Here is a 25,750-nt window from a genome sequence, read left to right as displayed (position 1 = left end):
CGTTATTGATGGAAGCGGTCGTTACTCTGGCTTTGGCAGCTCAACGGTGCTTTCTAGTTCTTCAATAGTGTGGTGATGGTTGGTGAAGACACAGATGTCGCCCGCAATGTTCAGCGACTTTTCTGCGATTTCACGCGCATCTAAATCAGTATTTTCTAATAGTGCAGTAGCTGCTGCTTGAGCGAAGTTACCACCAGAACCGATCGCAATCAGGTCGTTCTCTGGTTGAACTACGTCACCGTTACCAGTGATGATCAGTGAAGCGGTCTCATCCGCTACTGCTAACAGTGCTTCTAACTTACGCAGAGCACGGTCGCTACGCCAATCCTTCGCTAGCTCAACGGCAGCTTTGGTTAGGTGACCTTGGTGCATTTGCAGCTTGCTTTCAAATTTTTCGAATAGCGTGAAAGCATCAGCGGTACCGCCAGCAAAACCTGCCAGTACTTTGTTGTTGTATAGGCGACGTACTTTACGGGCATTGCCCTTCATTACAGTGTTGCCTAGAGATACTTGTCCATCACCCGCGATGACGACTTTATTATTACGACGTACAGATACAATGGTAGTCACGAGTAGGGCCTCTTAATATTTCTTATCTTTGGGTATAAAAAGTATATGAGGATGGCGCTCGGATAATTCAAGGAAGGGTGAGTGATGTCGTGCAAACTTATCGGCGGAAGTTGTAAGGAAATTTGGTTAAAGGGGGGGGGGATAAAAGAAAACCTCCACAGTGGGAGGCTTTCGGTGTTTGGTTTTCGGCTTTTACTAAGACCGAGACTGCCGCTGAATCTAAATTACTCGGTGTCTTTCCAAATAGCACAAGGTTCGATTTTCGCTCGTTGCAGCTTATGGCGATCTCGCTCTGCGTCACGCTTCAACTTGTATGGACCTAGAACCACACGGTACCAGCTACTGCCATCTTTCTTGCGGATCTCACTCGAGATACCTTGGAAGGCAATATCCAACTTACGAGCTTCTGCCTGCGACGAGGTTTTGTAAGCGCCACACTGCATGATGTAAGGGATCTTCGAGATCTCTTGCTCTTTGGCTTTCACTTCGATTTCGCGGCTTGGCAGCGTTTCAACGTAGTCCCATTTCTCTTCAGGAGGCGGCGGAATCACTTTCGCTGGTTTTGGCTTAGGTTTTGGTTTGGTTACCACAGGAGCAGGTGCTGGCGGCTCAGGATCATTACTCAATAGGTAAAGTCCGTAACCAAAACCACCGGCAAGGAGGATCGCCAAAAGACCACTGCGCCAAGGTTTACGGCGAGGGGCTTGTTTTTTGGTCGGCTTTTTCGTACCACGACCGCGCTTTACATAATCTCTATTAGCCACAAGACATTTCAATAGTTGCTGATTCTGCCCTCATGGTAATCCAGATTGCGCGAGGATAATAGTGCAGAAATGGAAGCGGCACATCAAAATGTGCCGCAGATTTGTAAGGGTATTTTTGAAGGTTACATACGAGGTGGCGCTGTACTGCCTCGAACCACTAATTTAGCTTCAAGTAGACGCGAACCTGCTTGCACATCGTTGCCTTTCAGTAGATCAAGCATCATCAACATCGCTTGGCGTCCAATCTCATAACGAGGTTGAGAAATGGTGGTTAGCGGAGGATCGCAGTATTGAGCGAATTGGATGTCATCAAAGCCGACAATCGATAGGTCTTGAGGAACGCGTAAGCCCAGCTTCTTCGCTTCTTGAATCGCGCCAATGGCCATCGCGTCGTTATGACAGAAGATAGCTGTAGGCTGTTCAGGAAGTGCCAACAATTGACGAACCGCTTGAGCACCGGCTTCAAAAGTAAAGTCGCCGACGGTGCTATAGGCAGGGTTCATTGATACTCCAGCGCGACGCAGCGCTTGTTGATAGCCTTGTTGGCGGAACTTACACAGCGTTGCCGATACTGGCCCTGATATTTGAGCGATACGCTTATGACCTAACTGAGCTAAGTAGTTCACCGCTTCAAATGCAGAGGTCAGGTTATCGATGTGTACGGTAGGCAGTTCAAGCTCAGGGGCAAACTCACACGCCATCACCATTGGTGGTAAATTCTTTTGTTCAGATTTACTGACATCAAATGGATGGTCAGTGCCAAGCAATAGCATACCGTCAGCTTGTTTGGTGAAAACTAAGTTAACAAATGAAGACTCACGCTTCTTTTGTTGGCCGCTATCACCCAGTAAGACAAGGTAGTCATTTTCTACTGCGGCATCTTCGATACCACGAATGATCTCGGCGAAATAAGGGTCACAGATATCAGGAACGATAGTGATGATGGTTTTTGATTCGTTGCGACGTAAGTTTCTAGCTAATGTATTGGGTGAGTATCCAGCTTCAAGTACTGCTGTTTCCACTCGTTTACGAGTCGAAACTGAGACTTTCTCAGGGTTCATCAATGCACGTGATACCGTGGCTGTTGAGACGCCTGCTAGCTGGGCAACATCCTTCATTGTCGCCATAAATTAAACCCTCTTTTAAGTTCCTTTGTCGCCTAAGTATCTAAGGCGTGAATAATAAATGTAATCGAATAGATATTATGAAAGTGTTGCTAACACTTTTTTTATTGCAATATTTTATTCGTTTAATCCGTGTAAAGTTACGGCTAGATTAACAAAAATCACATGACTCGTGTGAACTTGCTCACGAGAAATATGAAATATTTGTGAACAAACTTATCATTAGTTTTAACCCGAAGGGGTTTAGCTCAGATCTTGCGGCTCTATGTCGAGTGACCAACGAACTTTTTTCGCGGCGGGTAACATATTAATTGCCGGCTTAGCGCTCATTAATAGCTTCTGCATTAACGAGCGAGTTTGAGTCTGTAAGATTAACTGCCAGCGCGATTTGCCTGCTCGTTTTGCTAATGGGGCTGGGGTTGGTCCTAGCACCATGCAATATTGGTCAAACAGTGGATGCGATTCCAATGTGTGACGAACTTGACGCAAGAATTCTTCCACCAAGCGCGTGTCGTTGGCTTCTGCTCTAAACAGCGTCATAAAGGTATAAGGCGGTAACATTGCCTGCTTACGTTCTGCCAGCGCCGTCTGAGCAAAGTGGTTATAGTCTTTGTGAAGCAAGGCTTGCAGCAACCCGTGTTCTGGGTGATGAGTTTGTAATATCACCTCACCGGGCTTGCTTGCACGACCTGCACGACCTGCCACTTGAATAAACAGTTGAGCAAGACGCTCAGAGGCTCGGAAGTCACTGCTGTATAAAGAGCCATCTACATCCAATAACGCCACAAGTGTCACGTCAGGGAAATGATGACCCTTAGCGAGCATTTGCGTACCGATAAGAATTTGGTATTCACCCTTACGAATCGACTCTAGTGCGCTTTCTAGGCTGCCTTTACGGCGGGTGCTGTCGCGGTCAATACGAATGGTTTTGTATTCAGGGAATAGTTGGCCAAGCTGTGCTTCTAGTTGCTCGGTACCTACACCCACCGTCACCAAGTTCGCTGAACCACAACCTTGGCAATTGTGTACGATATGCTGCTGAGAGCCACAGTGGTGGCAGCGCATCTCATTGCTGTATTGGTGATAGGTGTAGTAGGCATCACAACGCTTACATTCGGCTGTCCAACCACAATCGTGACACATCAGTGCTGGAGAGAACCCACGGCGGTTGAGAAACAACATCACTTGGTTGCCTGCTTTGAGGTGTCTTTGCATTTCAGCAATCAAAGAAGCAGACAAGCCACTTTCTAGATATTCACCCTTTACATCCAACACTTTATTGGTGGTCGGCAGCGCGACACCCGCACGTGAGGTCAGGGTGAGGTAACTGTATTTACCGATCTGAGCGTTGTGCAGTGTTTCAAAAGCCGGAGTCGCCGAGCCTAACACAACCGGAATCTGCGCTTTATGAGCACGCATGATGGCTACATCACGAGCGTGGTAGCGTAGGCTATCTTGCTGCTTATAAGAGGCGTCGTGCTCTTCATCGACAATGATAATTCCCAGATCAGCGAAGGGAGTGAACAGAGCCGAGCGCGTACCAATCACAATGCCCGCTATTTTGTCTCGCGCTGATAACCAAGCATTCAGTCGTTCAGAATCGTTTAATCCAGAGTGAATCACCTCAACAGGCACATTAAAACGACGCTTAAAGCGATTAATCGTTTGTGGAGTGAGGCCTATTTCCGGTACCAAGACTAACGCTTGTTTACCTTGGTCGAGAATCGGCTTGATCATATTCAGGTAGACTTCGGTCTTACCTGAGCCGGTAACCCCCTCTAGTAAGAAGCAACTAAAATCGGTTTGGCTATTTACTGTCGCAATCGCGATCGCTTGTTCAGCATTGAGCTTAGGTTTGTCTTGGTCGTTTTCAAGATCAACTGGCCACGGCTGACGCTTCGGCTTTTTCTCTACCGATTCAATCCAGCCTTTCTCTTCTAGTGTCTTGAGTACGGCGCTGCCAACTTCTTCATCAATGAACTCTTGATGGGGAACGGGGCCTTGCTCAAGCATGTGCATCACTTTGGCTTGTTTGACTGCGCGACCAAAACCTTGCATCAGTTGGTCTTTGCCTGATGGCGTTAACTGCCACTCAACCAGCGTTGCGAAGTCGGCGGCTTTGCCTTTTCTTAGAGCACTCGGAAGGGCGTTAGCAAAGGTTTCGCCAAGAGGGTACTGATAAAATTGACTGCACCACATTAACAGTGAATAGACAGATTCCGGCCAAACAGGCTGATTGTCTAATAGGGCTTTAATGGGTTTGAGCTTATCGAGCTCGAATTCAGATTCGTTAACCAGAGCCGTTACAATACCGGTTAAGGTTTGTCGTCCAAAAGGCACAGAGACTCGTCCACCAATAATAGGAAATAGGTGGCTAGGAATCTTGTAATCGAACTGCTTGTCGAGTGGAACAGGCAGTGCCACGCGGGCAATCATTGGACGCATAAAGGGACGGCTTTATCTGAATTGACGAGAGCGAACAGTCTAAAGGATAAGGCGGTTAAATTCGAGAAGCAGTTTGGATGAAGGCGGCGAGTTAACGTATACAGACAACGACAGCTCGAAATCTCAGGCCGATAAAGGAAATAAAGAGAGAATTGGTGAAAAATGTATCAAATCAGTTGATCCTGCCTTATAGATTCATTACTATACTGCGCCTTAAAGGTATGGCTTCATCACTCTTTTGTGTCGATGCGGTGTCTTTATTTCTTTTTTAAACTACGTGTGGTGTGCGGCTTAGAATCGTATAGCGACACGGCCTACTTGAGGTTATCCCATGAAAGCTGGAATCCACCCAGAATACAAAGCAGTTACTGCAACTTGTTCTTGCGGCAACACATTTGAGTTCAACTCAACTCTTGCAAAAGAATCTATCCACCTAGACGTATGTGACAAATGTCACCCGTTCTACACTGGTAAGCAACGTATCGTAGATACTGGCGGCCGTGTTGATCGCTTCAACAAGCGTTTCGGTGCTCTTTCTAGCAAGAAGTAATTCTCGCTATTTAGACATGAAAAAGGACACTTCGGTGTCCTTTTTTGTTGCCTGAAATTTAAGAAAGCACTGATTTTCATTCAAGCTTCAATCCCGCCCAACGATTAAGGTGCCTACCTTTCTATTGCAGGGCAATTCCTTGCGTATCTCTCTTCACCAAAATTCAGCTCGAAAGTTCAACAAGCGACAGTAATTTCAACTGCTCACTGGTCTTATTAGTAGTGAAATCTCGTTTTTTAATGAGACAGAGGCTCCAACCACCTAGGAACTTTGAAGTACATCCATTAACATGAACAAGATACCCCAAATAATAATATCCTAGGAACCTACACCTATGTCTGAAGACAGCAGCCAAGCTCAATCCTCTCAAGAATTATCGCCTCAAGAACAATTCCGTCAGCAAGCTCTTGATTATCATGAGTTCCCGATTCCAGGCAAAATTGCCGTAGAACTGACGAAGCCTGCAAACTCTGCAGAAGACCTAGCACTTGCATACAGCCCAGGCGTGGCTGAGCCTGTTCGCGAGATCGCACAGAACGTTGATAACGTCTATAAGTACACAGGTAAGGGCAACATGGTTGCTGTTATCTCTAACGGTACAGCGATTCTTGGCCTAGGTAACCTTGGTCCTATTGCTTCTAAACCTGTAATGGAAGGTAAAGCGCTACTGTTTAAGCGTTTTGCTGGTTTAGATTCTATCGATATTGAAGTAAAACACCGCACAATCGATGAGTTCGTTGATACGGTTGCGAATATCGCAGATACATTCGGCGGTATTAACCTGGAAGACATCAAAGCACCAGACTGTTTTGAGATTGAACGTCGCCTGATTGAGCGTTGTGATGTACCGGTATTCCACGATGACCAACACGGTACTGCGATTGTAACGGCAGCGGGTATGCTGAACGCGATCGAACTTCAAGGTAAGAAACTTGAAGAGTGTAAGATCGTTTGTTTAGGTGCTGGCGCAGCAGCGGTTGCATGTATGGAACTACTGATTAAGTGTGGCGCTCAGCGTGAGAAGATTTACATGCTTGACCGTAAAGGCGTGATTCACACTCGTCGTGATGATCTGAACGAATACAAAGAGCTATTCGCAAACAACACGGATAAGCGCACACTTGAAGATGTTATCGAAGGCGCTGACCTGTTCTTAGGTGTATCGGGTCCTAACCTACTGCCTGCTGAAGCACTAACGTTGATGGCTGATAAGCCAGTTGTGTTTGCATGTTCAAACCCAGATCCAGAGATCAAACCTGAGCTTGCACACGAAGTTCGTTCTGACCTTATCATGGGTACAGGCCGTAGTGATTACCCTAACCAAGTAAACAACGTACTTTGTTTCCCATTCATTTTCCGTGGTGCATTAGATGTGCGTGCAAGCGAAATCAATGACGAAATGAAGCTAGCGGCGGTTAAAGCGATTCGTGAACTGGCGAAAGAAGCAGTTCCAGCTGAAGTACTAGCAGCGGCGGGTGAGACCGCACTGGAATTTGGTAAAGGCTACATCATTCCTAAGCCAATGGACCCACGTCTACTTCCTCGCGTAGCACGAGCAGTTGCGGAAGCGGCTGTTGAATCTGGCGTAGCTCGTATCGAGATGCCTGCTAACTACATGGCGTAGTAGCTGCTGCTCTATTGAGAGAAAAGAATAATAAAAAACCGACTCATCTGGAGTCGGTTTTTTTATGTCTATCATTCGCAGCGTAGTCATAAAAACGCAATGCATAATGTGATAGATAGGGTCAGCTATAGCGAATCAATAATGAAGGCAGTGACTGAGTTGTTTTATTCTTCGTCAAACGCTTCGAACTCGATACCCATTTCTGTCATCAGTTTTTTAACTTCAGCAGGGATATCGTCAGGACGATCTTTACGAAGGTCTTCATCCGTTGGTAGTGGTTGGCCTGTGTACGCATGTAGAAAGGCTTCGCACAGTAGCTCACTGTTTGTTGCATGGCGTAGGTTATTAATCTGGCGGCGAGTACGCTCATCAGTTAGAACCTTTAACACTTTTAGAGGGATAGAAACTGTAATTTTCTTTACTTGTTCGCTTTTCTTTCCATGCTCAGCATATGGGCTTATGTATTCACCATTCCAGTCGGCCATTGCGTACCTTCATCACTTTAGTTGTTAGAATAAATTAATAGTGGTGATTTTAGCGGGATTTACTGCCATAAGCAAAGACATATAGACGTCTGGAAGTGTTGACGTCTCACGTTTATGAAAGTAAAGTGAATAACATATATCTAACACAGCCGCAAAATGCCGACAAGCAGCTGTGATTCTCAGACGCAAAACTTGTAAGGAAGCACCTATGAGCAGCCGGAAGCCAGCAACCATCGCAGTACGTACTGGTATCGAGTCAGACACGCAACACCATGCTGTTGTCCCACCTATTTATCTTTCGACTAACTATGGGTTTCCCGCTTTTGGTGAAGTGCCAAAGTATGATTACACCCGTTCTGGTAACCCAAACCGCGGTTTACTAGAAACTGCACTGTTTGAGCTTGAATCGGGCAAAGGCGCGGTGGTCACTAACTGTGGTACTTCGGCGCTTAACTTATGGGTTTCTGCTTTCTTAGGTGGCGATGATCTTATTATTGCACCACACGACTGCTACGGCGGTACTTACCGTCTGTTTAACACTCGCTCACTGAAAGGTGACTTCAAAGTTCTGTTCGTTGATCAATCGGATCAAGCTGCGCTAGATGCGGCGATCGCGCTTAAGCCAAAGTTGATCTTAATCGAAACCCCATCGAATCCACTGGTTCGTGTGGTTGATATTGCAGAAACTTGCCGCAAAGCGAAAGAGGTTGGTGCTCTGGTTGCTGTCGACAACACGTTTTTGACACCTGTGTTCCAAAAGCCTTTAGAGCTGGGTGCGGATTTTGTTATCCACTCAACCACTAAGTACATCAATGGACACTCAGATGTGATTGGTGGCGTTGTGGTCACTAAGACAGAAGAGCACGCTGAAGAGCTAGCCTGGTGGGGCAACTGTATTGGTGCGACCGGCACACCATTTGATAGCTACATGACTTTACGTGGTATTCGTACGCTAGGTGCGCGTATGCGAGTTCACGAAGAAAGCTCACGTGAAATTCTGGCGTCTCTGCAGCAGCAAGATCTCGTTGGCACTATTTATCACCCAAGCCTCCCTGAACATCCAGGTCATGATATTGCGAAGAAACAGCAGTCTGGCTTTGGTTCAATGTTGAGCTTTGAGTTTGCGGGTTCATTCGAAGCGCTTAAGTACTTTGTCGATAAATTAGAGCTGTTCTCTTTGGCTGAATCACTGGGTGGTGTGGAAAGCTTGATTTGTCACCCTGCGTCGATGACTCACCGTGCGATGGGCGAAGAAGCACTGGCAGAGGCGGGTGTTTCTCAACAGTTACTGCGTCTTTCTGTTGGCCTTGAAGATGCTGATGACTTGATTGACGACCTCAAGCAAGCGTTTGAAAAGACACAAGGCTTTATCGCTGAAGGGGAGGGTTAATAATGGCAACCTTTCGCCAGCTACATAAATTTGGTGGCAGCAGTTTAGCGAATCCTGAGTGTTATCAGCGCGTGGTCAACATTCTTAGAGAATACTCAACAGCAACTGATTTGGTGGTGGTATCAGCAGCGGGCAAAACAACCAACCGCTTAATTGAATTTGTTGAAGCGCTCGACAAAGATGGTCGTATTGCTCATGAATGCCTACAGGCACTTCGTCAGTTCCAGCTTGAACTGATTGAAACACTGCTTGAAGGTGAGTCTTCGGCTCAGCTAACGGCAACCATTCAACAAGAATTTACCGCTTTGGGGGAGCTAACGGCTCCTTTAAGTGAAGCACAAAAAGCAAAAGTGCTTGGACACGGTGAGGTTTGGTCTTCACGTCTACTCGCTGCTTTGTTATGCCAGCATGACTTACAAGCAGTTGCTCAAGATGCACGTGCCTTTTTACGTGCAGAAGCGGGTGCTCAACCTGAAGTTGACCGCGCACGTTCTTATCCTCTGATCAAAGAAGCCTTAGCGCAGCATGCACATTGCCGCGTGGTGATTACGGGCTTTATGGCTCAGAACTTCGAGGGTGAAACGGTATTACTTGGTCGTAACGGTTCGGATTACTCAGCAACCGTGATTGGTGCTTTGGCTGAAGTTGAACGCGTGACGATTTGGAGTGATGTGGCGGGCGTTTACAGCGCTGACCCTCGTTTGGTTTCAGATGCGTGTCTACTGCCTCTACTTCGCCTTGATGAAGCTAGTGAATTGGCACGTCTTGCCGCTCCAGTGCTTCATAGCCGAACGCTACAGCCTGTGGCTCAAAGTGCTATGGATCTGAGCTTACGCTGCAGCTACCAGCCGGAGGCGGGTTCTACACAGATAGAGCGTGTACTGGCATCGGGTCGTGGCGCGAAAATTATTACTTCTTTGGATGAAGTGCTTATCGTGCAGCTGACCTTTGGTCACGGCCATGATTTCGACCGTCTAGAGAGTGAAGTGCTTGAAGGGCTTAAGCGTGCTCAACTTGAGCCGCTGGCTTATGAGCTTGAACCGGATCAACACTGCTTGCGTCTTGCCTATACGGAAGAGATCGCTGGTGGTGCATTAGAATATCTACAAGACCATGCGATTGAAGCTGAGATTAAGCTCAAAGAAGGTTTCTCTCTGATTGCTGCAGTGGGTGCGGGTGTGACTAAGAACCCGAACCATTGTTACGGTTTCTACCAGCAGCTTAAGAGCTCGCCGGTTGAGTTCATCTCAGAAGCGAACTCAGGCTTAAGCTTGGTGGCAGTCATTCGTAAGAGTGAAACATCAAGCCTAGTGAAAGGCATTCACTCTCAACTGTTCCAAGCGCAGAAGCGTGTTGCGATAGCCTTGTGTGGTAAGGGCAACATTGGTTCAAGCTGGTTAAGCCTGTTTGCAGAGCAAAAAGCGGAACTTGAAAAGCGCCGTGGAATGAACTTTGAATTGGTTGCCGTGGTTGATAGCCAAACCTATTGGTTCGACGATCAAGGCATTGATGCGACCTCAGTGAGTAAGTGTTTTGACGATGAAGCGATTGCTAACAATGGTAATGACTGGTTAGAGCGTTTAGGTTCTATTCAGGGCTACGATGAAGCGGTTGTGTTAGATGTTACGGCAAGCCCAGTGCTTGCAGCAAAATATCTGCAAGTCGCACAACAAGGTATTCACCTGATCTCGGCTAACAAGGTGGCTGGTTCTGCATCGAGCGAGTATTACCATCAAGTACAGGATGTTTTCGCTAAGATCAGCCGTCACTGGTTGTACAACGCGACCGTTGGTGCAGGCCTGCCGATTAACCACACAGTCAGAGACTTGCGTGAAAGTGGCGATGACATTATTGCGCTGTCAGGTATCTTTTCAGGCACGCTGTCTTGGTTGTTCCAACAGTTTGATGGCACCGTGCCATTCAGCGAGTTGGTTGACTTAGCGTGGCAACAAGGCCTGACTGAACCTGACCCTCGTGCTGACCTAGATGGTTCAGACGTCATGCGTAAGCTGGTGATTCTGGCGCGTGAATCGGGTTTAGATATCGAGCCTGAAAACGTCAAAGTGGAATCACTGGTCCCTGAAGAGTTGCAAGATCTGTCGGTAGATGACTTCTTTGATAAGGCTTCGGTGCTAAGCGAAGAGTTGGCCGAGCGTTTAGAGAAAGCGCACTCTCAACAGAAAGTTCTACGTTACGTAGCGCGTTTAGAGAAGAACGGTAAGGCAACCGTAGGTGTTGAAGCCCTATCTAAAGAGCACGCTCTGGCGAACTTGCTGCCTTGCGACAATATCTTTGCGATCGAGAGTAAATGGTACAAAGATAATCCATTGGTTATTCGTGGCCCGGGTGCTGGACGTGAAGTGACGGCTGGTGCAATTCAGTCTGATTTGAACCGAATATCGAGCCTGTTCTAATACTCAGATCATTTGCTATGACACTTAAATAGCATACTATTCACTAAGATAAATAAGGCTGAAAGCACGATGTGTTTCTCAGCCTTTTTTCTTCCTTATTTCTGCTTTGCGACCCATCTAACGACTTGAGTTTTACTCACGATCTACTTGAAAAAAATTCATAATGGATCTGTTGACATTAAATCGTATTCAATACATTCTACAGACATATAGACGTCTAAACGTCGTTTAAGGATTTGAGTTTTTAGTGGTTGCTTTTGCCACAGGGAGAGTAAGATGGGATACACACACGCTAGTCATATCGACGCTTTAAATCAGAATATCGCTGAGCTTTCTGACAACATCAATGTGTCATTTGAGTTTTTTCCACCAAGCAATGAGAAGATGGAAGAGACCCTGTGGAATTCTGTTCACCGTCTTAAAACACTTCAACCAAAGTTTGTATCGGTAACTTACGGTGCAAACTCGGGCGAACGTGACCGTACCCACTCAATCATTAAAGAGATTAAGAACCAAACAGGCTTAGTTGCAGCACCGCACCTAACGTGTATTGATGCGAGTCGCGAAGAGCTGATTCAAATTGCCGACGATTACTGGGCGAATGGTATCGAGAGTATTGTTGCGTTGCGTGGTGATATTCCAGCAGGCGGCGGCGCGCCAGATATGTACGCATCTGACCTAGTCGAGCTACTTAAATCTCGCCACGATTTTGATATCTCAGTAGCGGCATTCCCTGAGGTTCACCCTGAAGCAAAAAGCGCTCAATCGGATCTTATTAACCTTAAGCGTAAAGTCGATGCGGGTGCTAACCGTGCTATCACTCAGTTCTTCTTCGATGTTGAAAGCTACCTACGTTTCCGAGACCGCTGTGTGGCGGCTGGTGTAGATGTTGAAATTGTTCCGGGCATCCTACCGGTTTCTAACTTCAAGCAAGCGTCTCGCTTTGCTGCGATGAACAACGTAAAAGTACCGGGTTGGATGGCGAAGCAGTTTGAAGGTTTGGATGATGATCCAACGACTCGTCAGCTTGTTGGTGCTAGCCAAGCAATTGATATGGTTCGTACACTGAGCCGTGAAGGTGTGAAAGACTTCCACTTCTACACGCTAAACCGTGCAGAAATGACTTACGCACTTTGCCACACATTAGGTGTTCGTCCACAAGTCGCTGCGCTTTAAGCAAAGTCTAAGAAGTAAAGCCTAAGTGCTTGTAAAAGCCTCTGGCTGTAAAATTTCAAATCCTATAGATACAAAAAAGGCTTGGACTCTAAGAGTTCAAGCCTTTTGCTATTCTAGCTTCTAGCTTCTAGCTTCTAGCTTCTAGCTTAACTTAAGCAAGAGCGCCAAGTTCAAGCAGTACTTCTTCAGCCCATACAATCCATGCTTCACGGATAAGTAGGTTACGACGAAGAGTAAGACGCTCAAGGCGTGCTTGCTTGTCTAGAGTTGATGGCGTTGCGTAGTAAGCCGCTTCGATTTCACGGTAGTGAGAAACCAGTTTGCGAGACTCTTCTACTAGCTCAGCAAGTTGTACACGGTAAGCGTCAGAAGGTTGTACAGCACAAGCCATTAGCTTAGCTGAGAACTCGTCACGAACGGTTGGGTGTGCAGTTGGTTGTTCAAACCATTCACCTAGCGCGCCACGGCCAGCATCAGTGATAGAGTAAACTTTACGATCAGGTTTGCCTTCTTGAGGCTCAAGCACGCAAGTTACCTGGTCGTTCTGAGCCATTTTATTTAGCTCGCGGTAAACTTGTTGGTGGCTAGCTTTCCAGAAGTAACCAATGCTTGCGGAGAATTCTTTTGTGATATCGTAACCAGTAGCATCGCGTGTACTTAAAACGGTTAGAATTACGTGTGGTAATGACATGTCTGAAATCCAAATGGTAAACAGTAAACAAATACTTAAACAACAAGTGTGCTTCTAATGGCACGTTATATTGGTTATGTCTAAGTAGCACCAACTCATCGGTTGGTTATGTCACCTTACAAAGCCGTTTATCACCTAGGTTGACCAGTTTATTGGTCAAATTGCTGCAGATTATTTTTTTGGAGTGTTTCCGCAGCGGAGCAGTAGTATATCTAAATAATAAGCATAAAGTAGAATACATGGACAAAATAACCCAAAAAACTGACAAAATACTCACTAGTGGTTATTTTGCAAAATAAAAAGGTCGCGCGTGGCGACCTTTTGTTCTTTTTATAGTAGGAATCACTAATTAACCAGTGTTTCGCATACCTGCTGCAATGCCTGCAATCGTCACCATTAGCGCTTCTTCTAGCTCTGCTGGTGGTGTTTCACACTTACGAGTACGGTACAGCAGTTCTGCTTGAAGCATGTTTAGTGGCTCAACGTAGATGTTACGTAAGCGAATTGACTCAAGCCCCCAAGGGTCGCTCTGCATCAAGTTCTCGTTATTTTCTACATTCAGTACCGCTTTGATGTCTTTTTGTAGCTGTTCACGCAGTAACTCACCCAGAGGCAATAGCTCTTCGTCAACAAGACGTTGATCGTAGTACTTCGCAATTTCCATGTTGCACTTCGAGTACACCATTTCCAACATACCCAGACGAGTTGAGAAGAATGGCCATTCACGACACATCTCTTCCAGTAGCGCTTGATGGCCTTGGTCTACAGAGTATTGAATGGCTTCACCAGCACCTAGCCATGCAGGAAGTACCAAACGGTTTTGGCTCCAAGAGAAGATCCATGGAATTGCACGTAGGCTTTCTACGCCGCCATTCGGGTTACGTTTTGCAGGGCGAGAACCAAGAGGCAGTTTACCTAGCTCCAGTTCAGGCGTCGCTTGACGGAAGTAAGGTACGAATTTCTCTTCACCACGAACCACGTTACGGTAAGCCTCACAAGAGACTTGAGACAGCACTTCCATTAGGTCGCGCCACTCTTGTTTTGGCTCTGGTGGCGGCAGAAGGTTCGCTTCTAGAATCGCACTTGCGTAAAGGTTAAAGCTGTTTACAGCAACGTCTGGTAAACCAAGCTTAAAGCGGATCATTTCGCCTTGCTCAGTTACACGTAAACCGCCTTTCAAGCTCTTAGGTGGCTGAGAAAGAAGAGCAGCGTGCGCTGGCGCACCACCACGACCAACCGTACCGCCACGACCGTGGAATAGAGTCAGTTCAATGCCTTCTTCATCACAAACTTTAACCAGCTTGTCCATCGCGTCATACTGGGCCCAACCTGCAGACATTACGCCCGCATCTTTCGCTGAGTCAGAGTATCCGATCATCACCATTTGGTGGTTCTGGATAAATCCACGGTACAAGTCGATGCTCATTAGCTGCTTCATTACCGCTTCTGAGTTGTTCAAATCGTCTAGCGTTTCGAACAGTGGACATACGTCCATGCGGTATGGGCAACCACATTCTTGCAGAAGCAAGTGAACAGCCAGTACATCCGATGCAGTACGAGCCATAGAAATCACATAAGCGCCGAAGGCTTCACGAGGTTGAGCTGCAATTACCTTACAGGTGTCTAAAACCTCTTTGACCTGTTCAGATGGCTCCCAGTCGCGCGGTAGCAGTGGGCGTTTTGAGCTTAATTCATTGGTTAAGAAAGCAATCTTGTCTTGCTCGCTCCACTGGTCGTAATCGCCAATGCCTAGGTAGCGAGTCAGTTCAGATAGGACATCTGAGTGACGTGTACTTTCTTGACGAACATCGAGACGAACTAAATGCACACCGAATGCTTTTAGGCGACGTAGGGTATCAAGCAGAGAACCATCTGCGATTACGCCCATGCCACATTCGTGCAGCGATTGGTAACACGCGTAAAGTGGTGTCCAAAGTTGGTCGATGTTCTGCAGTGTTTCTTTCTTCGGTACTTCAGCATCATGCAGTTTTGCGTCAAGCACTTCTAGCGTGTTGTTCAGCAGAGTGCGTAGGCTCTTAAGGATTGCACGGTAAGCTTCGTGCTCATCACCTGCTAGTTCACGAACCGCATCATTACACTTAGTCATCGACAGCTCGGTAATCAGCTCATTAACGTCGCCTAGGTAAAGGTCTGCAGCTTTCCAGCGAGATAGGCGCAGCACTTCTTTAGTGATGGTGTGCGTTACGAATGGGTTACCATCGCGGTCACCGCCCATCCAAGATGAGAAGTGTACTGGGCGTGCATCGATCGGCAGGCCTTCACCAAGGTAGCCTTTTAGTCGGCCATCCATGTCGCGTAGAAAATCTGGTACTGCTTCCCATAGAGAGTTTTCTACAACCGCAAAGCCCCACTTAGCTTCATCAAGTGGCGTTGGGCGTTGTTGACGAATCACATCTGAGTGCCAACCTTGAGCGATAAGTTGCTCTAGGCGACGTTCGGTTTTCACGCGCTCTTTGTGTGATAGGTCGCTTAATTCTAATTTAGACAGACACTCGTTGATCTTAACCAGCTTGTTGATCATGGTGCGACGAGTGATTTCTGTTGGGTGTGCAGTCAAAACGAGTTCAATGTTCAGGTCGCGAACAGCTTGAGCCGCATCTAGCTTGCTGATGTCGTTTTGGTTTAATTTGGAAAATAGAGATTGCAGCACGTCTGGTTCGCAAACATGCTCCTCACAGTGGCGAGAGATGGTGTGGTACTGCTCTGCCATGTTGGTGAGGTTGAGAAATTGGTTAAATGCACGAGCAACAGGAGTGAGTTGTTCGTTCGGCAGGTTTTTGATTTCTTCAACTAGGCTGTCACGGTCAGCTTTGTTGCCTGCGCGGGCGGATTTGGAAAGTTTACGGATAGTTTCCACTTTCTCTAAGATAACGTCACCATGTGCATCTTGGATTGTGTTACCTAGCAAGCGTCCCAGCATGCTTACGTTACTCTTGAGAGCGGCGTATTTCTCGTTCATTGTCATCCTGCCTCGTAAAAAAATTACATCCATTGTTCCTTGTTAAGTACACAATCTAGCGAAAACTGCTGTATCTAGTCAAATAAAGCATTCTAAGTTTGCAATTATTAGGTTTAGAAATGTGGGAGAAGTGAATTTTTCAATACTGTGGAATAAAGTGAAATTTAATTACAAGAACAGGCTATGTCAGAGATAACAGAATAAAAGCCACCTTTTGGGGTAGCTTTTGTATAAAAATATCGAACGGGTAGCAATAACTAGAAACAATATTTACGGATCGATTTACTCAGAACATCAATTGTTGGGTCAATAAAATCGAAGCTTAAGAACTCATCCGGTTGGTGAGCCTGGTCGATTGACCCCGGACCTAGTACTAAGGTTGGACACAGCTCTTGAAGGAAAGGTGCCTCTGTACAGTAGTTCACGGTTTGCGATTCAATCTCGCACACTGATTCCATACCACCAATAAATGGATGATCGTGTTGGCACTCGTAACCCGGAATCGGCTCATGCAGCGGAGTAATCTCAATTCTGCCCGGCCATTTTGCTTCTACTTCCTTGAGTGCGCTGCGCAGCATGTTATCCAACCCATCTAAGCTGATGCCTGGTAAAGGACGAACGTCGTAATGTAGTTCACAACAGCCACAGATTCGGTTAGCGCTATCACCGCCGTGAATATGGCCAAGGTTTAGAGTCGGACTTGGAATAGCGAAACCCGGGTGGTGATACTCTTTGACTAACTTGTCACGCAGCTGCATCAAAGCAAACAGCACTTCATGCATGATTTCGATGGCGTTGACACCTAATGCAGGATCCGAAGAGTGACCTGATTTACCGGTTACTCGCACGGCATTGGCGACATGACCTTTATGACCACGTATAGGCACAAGGCTGGTTGGCTCACCAATGATGCAGTAATCCGGTTTAAATGGTGCATTCTCCGTGAAGTGACGTGCGCCTAGCATGGTGGTCTCTTCATCACAGGTTGCCAATACATAAAGTGGCTTCGCCTGTTTGCTCCAATCCATCTTCTTTGCCGCTTCATAAACGAAAGCGAAAAAGCCTTTCATATCGGCCGTGCCTAACCCATAGAAGCGATTGTTGTGTTCTGTTAGTGCGTGAGGATCGAAGTTCCAACGCCCTTCATCGAATGGCACTGTGTCGCTGTGTCCCGCTAATAACAAGCCACCTTCACCTGAGCCCATCTTTGCGACCATATTATGCTTGCCGGGCTCGACCTCCACGACCTCAACGCTAAAGCCTAAGTCTTTAAACCATTGAGCCATTTTTTCGATCACTTTTTCGTTGCCATGATCCCAGCTTGGATCGGTAGAACTAATAGAGTCGGTGGAAATTAGGCCTTTGTAGACCTCAAGAAAACTCGGTAATTGCATAATATCTTCACTTCTACTATTGACAGGAAAACTATAAGTCGGTAAAACACATATTAAATCATATTTAATGCATAAGAAATCAAATAAAGCCAAAAATTAAGTATGAATAGTCAAATTTTGAAATGTAACTTACCTCAGGAATGGATGTGTTGAGATGTTGAAAACCACGATCATTGGCGCAAGCGGCTACACAGGAGCAGAACTGGCTCTAATGATAAACAGACACCCTGAGCTCACGCTATCAGGTTTATATGTCTCAGCCAATAGTGTAGACGCAGGTAAACCTATTGCGGCACTGCACGGTAAGTTAGCTGGCTTGATTGATATGCCAGTACAGCCATTAACGAATCCAGAAGAACTAGCAAAGCAGTCTGATGTGATTTTCTTAGCTACCGCACACGAAGTAAGTCACGACCTAGCGCCAATTTTTCTAGAAAACGATTGCCAAGTCTTCGACCTATCGGGTGCATTCAGAGTTAAAGGCGAGAACTTCTACCAAGAGTTCTACGGTTTTGAACACCAACACGAACAGTGGTTAGACAAAGCAGCTTACGGTTTAGCTGAGTGGAATGAACAAGAAATTAAAGAAGCTCAGCTTATTGCCGTCGCGGGTTGTTACCCAACCGCGTCACAACTGGCGATTAAGCCTTTGGTTGAAGCCAAGTTACTTGATGAGAACCAATGGCCAGTGATTAACGCGACTAGCGGAGTTACTGGTGCAGGTCGCAAGGCGACTATGGTTAACAGCTTCTGCGAAGTGAGCCTGCAAGCTTATGGCGTCTTCAATCACCGTCATCAACCTGAAATGGCCGCACATTTAGGGTGTGATGTGATTTTCACTCCGCACCTCGGCAACTTTAAGCGCGGTATTTTAGCGACCATCACCATGAAACTGGCTGAAGGCGTGACAGAGCAACAGATACAAGATGCCTTTGAGCAAGCTTACCAAGGTAAACCTGCAGTGAGACTACTCGAAGAGACACTGCCAAGAATTCAAGATGTAGAACAGACGCCTTTCTGCGACTTAGGTTGGAAGGTTCAAGGTCAGCACATCATCGTTGTTTCAGCGATTGATAACTTATTAAAGGGTGCATCTAGCCAAGCGATGCAGTGTTTAAATTTACGTTATGGTTTTGCGCCATTAACTGCGTTAGTGTAAGGGAATCTAAATATGAGCCTTAATAATCAACCATTAATCATAAAGTTAGGTGGCGCTGCGCTATCTTGTGGTGAAACACTTAGCAAGTTATTTGGTGCGATCTCTGCTTACCAACAACAGGCACAGCGACCAATCGTGATTGTTCACGGCGGCGGTTACCTTGTTGATGATTTGATGAATAAGTTGAACCTCGAAACCGTTAAGAAAGAAGGGCTACGTGTTACTCCTTATGATCAGATTCCTTTGATCGCTGGTGCGCTAGCGGGCACGGCCAACAAATTGCTTCAAGGTCAGGCGATTAAAGACGGCATCAACGCCGTTGGTTTGAGCCTAGCTGATGGTGGTCTATGTAAAGTCAGCGAGCTGAACCCTGAATTAGGCGCAGTAGGTAAAGCCGCGCCGGGTAATCCTCAGGTACTGCAAGCCATCCTTGATATGGGCGCACTGCCAATCATCAGCTCGATCGGTCTGACAGACCAAGGGCAACTAATGAACGTCAATGCAGACCAAGCTGCTGTTGCTGTCGCAGGGGCATTGGATGCAGAGCTGGTACTGTTATCAGATGTGAGCGGCGTTCTTGATGGAAAAGGTCACCTTATTCCGAGCCTAAGCCAACAACAAGCGGATGAGCTGATTGAAGGCAAAGTCATCACCGACGGCATGATCGTTAAAGTACAAGCGGCACTTGAAGCAGCCAATGACCTTGGCCGTCCGATTGAAGTCGCGACCTGGCGCTACCCAGACAAGCTAGCACAACTATTTTCAGGTGAAAGCATCGGTACTCAGTTTTTACCTCAGTAACATGTTTTTATCTCAGTAGCTTCTGAACTCAGAAAGTGAAGTTAAAGAATTAATTAAGTCGAATGGATAAACCCCGAGGAGCTGACCGCCAAAGTGCAGGCCCGGGAATTTAGGAGAAACTCAAATGAGCAAGGTTAAAGTTAATAAAGTTGTTGTAGCCTATTCTGGCGGTCTAGATACTTCGGTAATCATTCCGTGGTTAAAAGAGAACTACGACTGTGAGGTTGTGGCGTTCGTGGCCGATGTTGGTCAAGGCGCAGAAGAGCTAGAAGGCATTGAAGAGAAAGCGAAAGCGTCTGGTGCGTCTGAGTGTTACATCGCAGACCTAAAAGAAGAGATGGTTGCAGACTACATCTTCCCAACGCTAAAAACCGGTGCTTACTACGAAGGTAAATACCTTCTAGGTACGTCTATGGCTCGTCCAATTATTGCTAAAGCGCAGGTTGAAGTTGCACGTAAAGTGGGTGCGGACGCACTATGTCACGGCTGTACGGGTAAAGGTAACGACCAAGTTCGTTTCGAAGGTGCATTTGCTGCACTAGCACCAGATCTACACGTAATTGCACCATGGCGTGAGTGGGATCTTGTGAGCCGTGAAGAGTGTCTAGACTACCTAGCAGAGCGCAACATCCCTTGTACTGCTTCTCTAACTAAGATCTACTCACGTGACGCGAACGCTTGGCACATCTCTACAGAGGGTGGTGTACTAGAAGATACATGGAATGCACCAAACGAAGATTGCTGGGCGTGGACAGTAGATCCAGAGCAAGCACCAAACGAATCTGAAACAGTAACGTTGAAAGTTGAAAAGGGTGAAGTGGTTGCAGTAGACGGTGAAGCAATGACGCCATACAACGCACTGGTTTACCTAAATGAAAAAGGCGCGAAGCACGGTGTTGGTCGTATCGATATCGTAGAGAACCGTCTTGTAGGTATGAAGTCTCGTGGTTGTTACGAAACTCCAGGTGGCACGATCATCATGGAAGCACTGCGTGCGGTTGAGCAGCTAGTGCTAGACAAAGCAGCATTCGAATTCCGCGAAGAGCTAGGTGTTAAGGCTTCTCACCTTGTATACGATGGTCGTTGGTTCACTCCGCTATGTAAGTCAATCCTAGCGGCAACAGAAGAGCTAGCACAAGATGTGAATGGTGAAGTGGTTGTTAAGCTATACAAAGGCCACGCAACTGTGACTCAGAAGCGTTCTGACAACAGCCTATACTCAGAAGAGTTTGCAACCTTTGGTGAAGATGAAGTTTACGACCAAAGCCATGCAGAAGGCTTCATCCGCCTTTACTCTCTATCAAGCCGTATCCGTGCTCTAAACAGCCAAAAGTAACGAATACAGTTACTTAAGATAATAGAGATTGTTCAAAGCCCACTCGCTATTGGTTTAGCGAGTGGGCTTTTTGTTGGGTGATTGAGCATCGGTTTTTACGTTTGGATGGCATATAATCGCATCAGTATACTGATGAAAAATCGTTTTCATCAGTTATTGGTGAATAAATATGTAAAAATAATGAATTTATACTTTATTTTTAATCTAATTTGCCGTAAGTTTAAACCATTAGAAAAAGACTGAATTTCTATCAGACTTATTATTTGCAAAACACAGTGAGCACTGGGCAATTAGGAGATACGCAATGGCATTATGGGGCGGGAGATTTACCCAAGCAGCAGATACACGGTTTAAAGATTTTAACGATTCACTTCGTTTTGACTACCGCTTGGCTGAGCAAGACATTGTGGGCTCTATTGCCTGGTCAAAAGCTCTACTGTCAGTCAACGTTCTAACTGCAGAAGAGCAGCAAAAGCTTGAGCTTGCGCTGAATGAGCTGAAGTTAGAGGTGATGGAAGATCCCGAGCAAATCCTACGTTCAGACGCAGAAGATATTCACAGCTGGGTTGAACAACAGCTGATCGGTAAGGTTGGTGACCTTGGTAAGAAGCTACACACTGGCCGTTCTCGTAACGACCAAGTGGCGACTGACCTGAAACTTTGGTGTCGTCAGCAAGGTAACCAACTGCTATTGGCATTGGATCGCCTACAGAGCCAAATGGTCAACGTTGCTTCTCAGCATCAAGAAACTGTGCTTCCTGGCTACACTCACTTACAACGTGCTCAGCCGGTAACTTTTGCTCACTGGTGCTTGGCTTACGTTGAAATGCTTGAGCGTGATTATTCTCGTTTGAATGATGCGATTAAGCGTCTAGATACATGTCCGCTGGGTTCTGGTGCCCTTGCCGGAACTGCTTACCCGATGGACCGTGAAGAGTTAGCTCACAACTTAGGTTTCCGTCGTGCAACGCGCAACTCTCTAGATTCAGTCTCTGACCGTGACCATGTGATGGAGCTGATGTCGATCGCTTCTATCTCTATGCTTCACCTTTCGCGTCTTGCAGAAGATATGATTTTCTACAACTCAGGTGAATCAAACTTCATCGAGTTAGCAGATACCGTGACTTCAGGTTCATCTCTGATGCCACAAAAGAAAAACCCGGATGCGTTAGAACTTATCCGTGGCAAAACTGGCCGTGTTTACGGTTCACTAGCGGCAATGATGATGACAGTAAAAGCTCTGCCTTTGGCGTACAACAAAGACATGCAAGAAGATAAAGAAGGTCTGTTCGACGCTTTAGATACTTGGAATGATTGTATGGAAATGGCAGCGCTCTGTTTTGACGGCATTAAAGTGAACGGCGAACGTACACTTGAAGCGGCGAAACAAGGCTACGCGAACTCAACTGAACTGGCTGATTACCTAGTAGCGAAAGGGATTCCTTTCCGTGAAGCTCACCATATTGTCGGTGTAACAGTAGTAGCGGCGATTGCTAAAGGCTGTGCATTAGAAGAATTAACCATCGCAGAGATGAAAGAGTTCTCTGAGGTGATTGAAGAGGATGTATATGACATCCTGACCATTGAATCGTGTCTTGAAAAACGTAGCGCGCTAGGTGGTGTATCTCCACAGCAAGTGGCTTACGCGGTTGACCAAGCTGAGAAACGTTTATCACAGCGTGACACTTCCATCGTTAAGGTTCGTCCTGCTCGTCTGACTGATATTGAAGCGTTAGAAGGCATGGTCGCTTACTGGGCGAACATGGGTGAAAATCTACCTCGTTCTCGTAATGAACTGGTGCGTGATATTGGCTCGTTTGCGGTCGCGGAACATCATGGAGAGGTGACAGGTTGTGCATCACTCTATGTGTATGACTCTGGCTTAGCAGAAATTCGCTCACTCGGTGTTGAGGCTGGCTGGCAAGGTCAAGGGCAGGGTACTGCGATTGTGCAGCACTTGGTTGAGAAAGCGAGACAAATGGCCATCAAGAAGGTATTTGTGCTGACTCGTACACCAGAGTTCTTCATGAAGCATGATTTCTTACCGACATCGAAATCTCTACTGCCTGAGAAGGTACTGAAAGATTGTGACCAGTGTCCTCGTCAACATGCGTGTGATGAAGTGGCGTTGGAAGTGAACTTGGTAGAGCAGATTATCGCTAAGGTTAATGTTGCATAAGACATTGATCTTATAGCTCCTAAAAAAAAGATCAAAAATCTGATCTTTTTTGGGAACAAACTAAGAAAAGCCCGGTCTATTAAAGTACCACTGCTTTTTCTTAGAATTTTCTAAGAAAGCCCTAGAATCGATTGGTTCTGGGGCTTTTTTCTATCCGCTGTTTGGTAAATGATAATAGCTCGATAATTACGGTGCACGATTGATGTATTGAACCTATCATCTAACCATTATTGCCTATCCAGCAAACTCCTCAGCTAACGCTTTTTGTTCCTTAAAGGCAGCACCACTAACTTCATTATCCAATGCAGCGATAACAAGCCACTGAACGCGAAAGCGGCCATCATCAAGGCGATGGCATTGATGGTTTTCGGGTCTTCCCTGAAAAGTAACCACCATGTTCCCCAACTCAAGAGCGACAGCACCATCAGCTGGTTCATACAACGTTGGCAGCGACCGAGTTTGTTGAAGATTTTTTCATTTTTATTGCAATGAATACATGTCATCTTGGGCTTGATTCGCGTTATGCTTGTTGCCCTGATAATACCACGTCACAAGATATTGGATCACGGTGACATAGAGAGAGAAGATCGATGATTGAGCGCCAAGAAACCAAGCAACGTATGAGCCGTATTGTTAAACACAACGGTACTATCTACCTATGTGGCCAAGTTTGTGCTGATGCAACTAAAGACATCACTGAACAAACACAGACCATGCTAGATAAAGTAGAAGCGCTACTTGAGCAAGCAGGCAGCGACAAAGAGCACATGCTGTCAGCAACGATTTACTTGAAGGATATGAAAGACTTCCAAGAAATGAACGCAGTTTGGGATGCATGGGTACCAGAAGGTCACGCTCCAGCTCGCGCATGTGTGACTGGCGACATGGCTCGCGAAGCGCTGCTAGTTGAGATCTCTGTGATTGCAGCTGAGAAGTAATTCTCTCGCATTTAGCGATAAGTAACGGTTTTAAGAGATTCCAGATACCTCGTCCCTCGGTTCTGGAATGACGGTTTAAGTTTTGGTTTAGTGGCTTAAATAAATCAACGTCATTCCCGAAAGCGACGAAGGAGCGTAGTCGGGAATCTGTTATTTGTTCGTTGCCGACAAACAAAAAGGAAAGCCAATGGCTTTCCTTTTTAGTATCTAATTTATGTGTTCTGTCTCAATCAACCGAGATTAACAACCAGGTCCACAATCTAGACAGTGTTTCACCATCTCTGGGCCTAAGTGCAGTTTCGCGTTGAGGTCACGCAGCGCTGTTCGTACACCCTCTTCGATTACTGGGTGATAGAACGGCATGTCTAGCATTTCAGAAACCGTCATCTTGTTCTGGTGTGCCCATGCTAACAAGTGAGCTAAGTGTTCTGCGTTTGGTCCCATCATCTCAGCACCAAGGAAGCGGCCTGTACCTTGCTCGCCGTAAACGTGCAGAATACCTTTGTTGCGTAGCATCACTCGTGAACGACCTTGGTTCTCGAACGACACTTCACCCGTTGCGAAACAACCACATGTGCCTAAGCGGGTGGTGATCTCTTTGTAGGATTCACCAACCATCGCGATTTGCGGGTCAGAGAATACCGCTGAGATTTTAGAGCGGCGTAGACCTGCACGAATCTCAGGGAAGCGACCAGCGTTGTCACCTGCAATGCGGGCTTGGTCTGCTGCTTCATGTAGCAGAGGTAGTTGGTTGCTTGCATCACCTGCAATGAATACTGATGGCAATGATGTTTGTAGCGTGTAGTGGTCAGCGATTGGAACACCACGCTCATCAAGTTCTAGAGAGGTATTCTCTAGGCCAAGTTTGTCTGTGTTGGGACGACGCCCCGTTGCTGCCAGTACGTACTCAACGACTTTAGTTTCTAGTTCACCTTGCTTATTGATGAACTGGATTTCGACGCGAGCCTCACCCGATTCAGTGGTAATACGCTTCATGCTTTCGATTTTCACGTCGGCATCTAGGTAGAACTCTTCATTGAAGGCTTTATCTGCGTAAGCCATGATCTCTGGGTCGGTTACTGGGCCAACTTGACCACCTAAACCGAACAGTTTGGTCTTCACACCTAAGCGGTGTAGTGACTGGCCAAGCTCAAGACCAATAACACCAGGGCCAAATACTGCAACCGATTCTGGTAAATCATCCCAGCTGAACACGTCATCGTTAATGATCAGACGGTCACCAAGCTCATTCCAAACGGCAGGGTATGCAGGGCGAGAGCCAGTTGCGATAACAATACGTTTAGCGGTGACAACCGTGTGGTCATCAATTTGTAGTGTGCTGTCGTCTAAAAACTTTGCGTAGCCAGAGATCTTGTCTTGCTCTGGGATTTCATCAACACCTTCTAAAACAAAACCAACAAAACGGTCACGTTCAAACTTCACTCGGTCCATCACTTCACGGCCGTTAATCACGATATCACCTTGTGGGTGAATGCCAAAAGCTGGTGCTTTCTCGATTTGGTGTACGCTTTCCGCTGCTGCAATAAGCAGTTTAGATGGCATACAACCCACACGAGCACAGGTTGTACCGTAAGGGCCGCCTTCAATCATCACGACACTGTCAGTGTGTGCTTTTGCAGCGCGGTAAGAACCTAAACCTGCCGTACCGCCCCCGATAACTGCTACATCTACATTGACTTGTTTCATAATAATTTTCTCGCAATGGCTAA

At 46.4% G+C, this 25,750-nt stretch carries 20 protein-coding genes; 10 read left to right on the top strand and 10 right to left on the bottom strand.

All coding sequences use genetic code 11. The features are described from left to right. Positions 1–21 precede the first annotated feature (21 nt). The 4 genes from hslV to priA form a co-directional block, all read right to left on the bottom strand. On the bottom strand, positions 22–570 hold the full coding sequence (gene hslV / locus BCU34_RS12765) for an ATP-dependent protease subunit HslV (protein WP_004729692.1): 549 nt from the start codon (positions 568–570) through the stop codon (positions 22–24). 224 nt (positions 571–794) lie between these two features. Then, positions 795–1,334 carry an SPOR domain-containing protein gene (locus BCU34_RS12760; protein WP_029405385.1) on the bottom strand — a complete coding sequence of 180 codons (540 nt, stop codon included), beginning with the start codon at positions 1,332–1,334 and terminating at the stop codon, positions 795–797. Between the two features lie 122 nt (positions 1,335–1,456). Beyond that, the gene (gene cytR / locus BCU34_RS12755) at positions 1,457–2,461 is read right to left on the bottom strand and encodes a DNA-binding transcriptional regulator CytR (RefSeq protein WP_048659182.1); all 1,005 of its coding nucleotides are present in this window, start codon (positions 2,459–2,461) and stop codon (positions 1,457–1,459) included. 240 nt (positions 2,462–2,701) lie between these two features. Then, positions 2,702–4,903: a primosomal protein N' gene (priA, locus tag BCU34_RS12750; RefSeq protein ID WP_102479211.1), complete on the bottom strand. Its 2,202-nt coding sequence runs from the start codon at positions 4,901–4,903 to the stop codon at positions 2,702–2,704. Between the two features lie 331 nt (positions 4,904–5,234). Between priA and rpmE the strand changes: the two genes are divergently transcribed. Both rpmE and BCU34_RS12740 read left to right on the top strand, forming a co-directional pair. Further along, positions 5,235–5,453, top strand: coding sequence for a 50S ribosomal protein L31 (gene rpmE / locus BCU34_RS12745; protein ID WP_004737142.1), 219 nt, complete (start codon positions 5,235–5,237; stop codon positions 5,451–5,453). Positions 5,454–5,787: 334 nt separating this feature from the next. Further along, the gene (locus BCU34_RS12740) at positions 5,788–7,077 is read left to right on the top strand and encodes a malic enzyme-like NAD(P)-binding protein (RefSeq protein WP_019821524.1); all 1,290 of its coding nucleotides are present in this window, start codon (positions 5,788–5,790) and stop codon (positions 7,075–7,077) included. 164 nt (positions 7,078–7,241) lie between these two features. On the opposite strand, the gene metJ is transcribed toward BCU34_RS12740, so the two are convergent. Then, positions 7,242–7,562, bottom strand: a complete 321-nt coding sequence (gene metJ / locus BCU34_RS12735) for a met regulon transcriptional regulator MetJ (RefSeq protein WP_004415993.1) — start codon at positions 7,560–7,562, stop codon at positions 7,242–7,244. 208 nt (positions 7,563–7,770) lie between these two features. On the opposite strand from metJ, the gene BCU34_RS12730 reads away from it, so the two are divergent. From BCU34_RS12730 to metF, 3 genes are all read left to right on the top strand, one after another. Further along, positions 7,771–8,952 (top strand): O-succinylhomoserine (thiol)-lyase, encoded by a 1,182-nt coding sequence (locus tag BCU34_RS12730; protein WP_102433313.1) that lies wholly within the window; start codon positions 7,771–7,773, stop codon positions 8,950–8,952. A gap of 2 nt (positions 8,953–8,954) precedes the next feature. Further along, positions 8,955–11,366 (top strand): bifunctional aspartate kinase/homoserine dehydrogenase II, encoded by a 2,412-nt coding sequence (locus tag BCU34_RS12725; protein WP_102479213.1) that lies wholly within the window; start codon positions 8,955–8,957, stop codon positions 11,364–11,366. 276 nt (positions 11,367–11,642) lie between these two features. Beyond that, a complete protein-coding gene (gene metF / locus BCU34_RS12720) occupies positions 11,643–12,542 on the top strand; it encodes a methylenetetrahydrofolate reductase (protein ID WP_029405383.1) in 900 nt (299 codons plus the stop codon). A 151-nt stretch (positions 12,543–12,693) separates the two neighbouring features. Here the strand turns inward: metF and BCU34_RS12715 are convergent, their stop codons facing one another. From BCU34_RS12715 to argE, 3 genes are all read right to left on the bottom strand, one after another. Next, positions 12,694–13,233 (bottom strand): PadR family transcriptional regulator, encoded by a 540-nt coding sequence (locus BCU34_RS12715; RefSeq protein ID WP_017061141.1) that lies wholly within the window; start codon positions 13,231–13,233, stop codon positions 12,694–12,696. Between the two features lie 349 nt (positions 13,234–13,582). Then, complete coding sequence (gene ppc, locus BCU34_RS12710) at positions 13,583–16,219, bottom strand: phosphoenolpyruvate carboxylase (RefSeq protein WP_170960799.1); 2,637 nt, start codon at positions 16,217–16,219, stop codon at positions 13,583–13,585. A gap of 251 nt (positions 16,220–16,470) precedes the next feature. After that, entirely contained in the window at positions 16,471–17,607 is a 1,137-nt protein-coding gene (argE, locus tag BCU34_RS12705; protein WP_048659177.1) for an acetylornithine deacetylase, read from the bottom strand. A 154-nt stretch (positions 17,608–17,761) separates the two neighbouring features. Between argE and argC the strand changes: the two genes are divergently transcribed. The 4 genes from argC (at position 17,762) to argH (ending at position 23,082) form a co-directional block, all read left to right on the top strand. Further along, a complete protein-coding gene (argC, locus tag BCU34_RS12700) occupies positions 17,762–18,766 on the top strand; it encodes an N-acetyl-gamma-glutamyl-phosphate reductase (protein WP_102479214.1) in 1,005 nt (334 codons plus the stop codon). A gap of 12 nt (positions 18,767–18,778) precedes the next feature. Next, positions 18,779–19,567 carry an acetylglutamate kinase gene (gene argB / locus BCU34_RS12695; protein ID WP_102479215.1) on the top strand — a complete coding sequence of 263 codons (789 nt, stop codon included), beginning with the start codon at positions 18,779–18,781 and terminating at the stop codon, positions 19,565–19,567. 124 nt (positions 19,568–19,691) lie between these two features. Further along, a complete protein-coding gene (locus BCU34_RS12690) occupies positions 19,692–20,903 on the top strand; it encodes an argininosuccinate synthase (protein WP_032549988.1) in 1,212 nt (403 codons plus the stop codon). 304 nt (positions 20,904–21,207) lie between these two features. Then, positions 21,208–23,082, top strand: a complete 1,875-nt coding sequence (gene argH / locus BCU34_RS12685) for an argininosuccinate lyase (RefSeq protein ID WP_102479216.1) — start codon at positions 21,208–21,210, stop codon at positions 23,080–23,082. A 254-nt stretch (positions 23,083–23,336) separates the two neighbouring features. Here argH and BCU34_RS12680 read toward each other — a convergent pair whose 3' ends face one another. Next, positions 23,337–23,585, bottom strand: coding sequence for a DUF3624 domain-containing protein (locus tag BCU34_RS12680; RefSeq protein ID WP_080967687.1), 249 nt, complete (start codon positions 23,583–23,585; stop codon positions 23,337–23,339). 87 nt (positions 23,586–23,672) lie between these two features. Here BCU34_RS12680 and BCU34_RS12675 point away from each other — a divergent pair, with 87 nt between their 5' ends. Further along, positions 23,673–24,020, top strand: a complete 348-nt coding sequence (locus tag BCU34_RS12675; RefSeq protein ID WP_004729674.1) for a RidA family protein — start codon at positions 23,673–23,675, stop codon at positions 24,018–24,020. 240 nt (positions 24,021–24,260) lie between these two features. On the opposite strand, the gene BCU34_RS12670 is transcribed toward BCU34_RS12675, so the two are convergent. Then, positions 24,261–25,727, bottom strand: a complete 1,467-nt coding sequence (locus tag BCU34_RS12670; RefSeq protein WP_102479217.1) for a dihydrolipoyl dehydrogenase — start codon at positions 25,725–25,727, stop codon at positions 24,261–24,263. Positions 25,728–25,750: the final 23 nt, after the last annotated feature.

Source organism: Vibrio sp. 10N.286.45.E10 (genome assembly GCF_002874195.2).
GTDB lineage: Bacteria > Pseudomonadota > Gammaproteobacteria > Enterobacterales > Vibrionaceae > Vibrio > Vibrio crassostreae.
This window is presented reverse-complemented; position numbering and strand designations above follow the sequence as displayed.

Excerpts from the sequence above, each read along its gene's own strand:
- cytR (WP_048659182.1), bottom strand. The coding sequence starts at position 2,461 with ATGGCGACAATGAAGGATGTTGCCCAGCTAGCAGGCGTCTCAACAGCC.
- priA (WP_102479211.1), bottom strand. The coding sequence starts at position 4,903 with ATGCGTCCAATGATTGCCCGCGTGGCACTGCCTGTTCCACTCGACAAG.
- rpmE (WP_004737142.1), top strand. The coding sequence starts at position 5,235 with ATGAAAGCTGGAATCCACCCAGAATACAAAGCAGTTACTGCAACTTGT.
- BCU34_RS12740 (WP_019821524.1), top strand. The coding sequence starts at position 5,788 with ATGTCTGAAGACAGCAGCCAAGCTCAATCCTCTCAAGAATTATCGCCT.
- metJ (WP_004415993.1), bottom strand. The coding sequence starts at position 7,562 with ATGGCCGACTGGAATGGTGAATACATAAGCCCATATGCTGAGCATGGA.
- BCU34_RS12730 (WP_102433313.1), top strand. The coding sequence starts at position 7,771 with ATGAGCAGCCGGAAGCCAGCAACCATCGCAGTACGTACTGGTATCGAG.
- BCU34_RS12725 (WP_102479213.1), top strand. The coding sequence starts at position 8,955 with ATGGCAACCTTTCGCCAGCTACATAAATTTGGTGGCAGCAGTTTAGCG.
- metF (WP_029405383.1), top strand. The coding sequence starts at position 11,643 with ATGGGATACACACACGCTAGTCATATCGACGCTTTAAATCAGAATATC.
- BCU34_RS12715 (WP_017061141.1), bottom strand. The coding sequence starts at position 13,233 with ATGTCATTACCACACGTAATTCTAACCGTTTTAAGTACACGCGATGCT.
- ppc (WP_170960799.1), bottom strand. The coding sequence starts at position 16,219 with ATGACAATGAACGAGAAATACGCCGCTCTCAAGAGTAACGTAAGCATG.
- argE (WP_048659177.1), bottom strand. The coding sequence starts at position 17,607 with ATGCAATTACCGAGTTTTCTTGAGGTCTACAAAGGCCTAATTTCCACC.
- argC (WP_102479214.1), top strand. The coding sequence starts at position 17,762 with ATGTTGAAAACCACGATCATTGGCGCAAGCGGCTACACAGGAGCAGAA.
- argB (WP_102479215.1), top strand. The coding sequence starts at position 18,779 with ATGAGCCTTAATAATCAACCATTAATCATAAAGTTAGGTGGCGCTGCG.
- BCU34_RS12690 (WP_032549988.1), top strand. The coding sequence starts at position 19,692 with ATGAGCAAGGTTAAAGTTAATAAAGTTGTTGTAGCCTATTCTGGCGGT.
- argH (WP_102479216.1), top strand. The coding sequence starts at position 21,208 with ATGGCATTATGGGGCGGGAGATTTACCCAAGCAGCAGATACACGGTTT.
- BCU34_RS12680 (WP_080967687.1), bottom strand. The coding sequence starts at position 23,585 with ATGACATGTATTCATTGCAATAAAAATGAAAAAATCTTCAACAAACTC.
- BCU34_RS12675 (WP_004729674.1), top strand. The coding sequence starts at position 23,673 with ATGATTGAGCGCCAAGAAACCAAGCAACGTATGAGCCGTATTGTTAAA.
- BCU34_RS12670 (WP_102479217.1), bottom strand. The coding sequence starts at position 25,727 with ATGAAACAAGTCAATGTAGATGTAGCAGTTATCGGGGGCGGTACGGCA.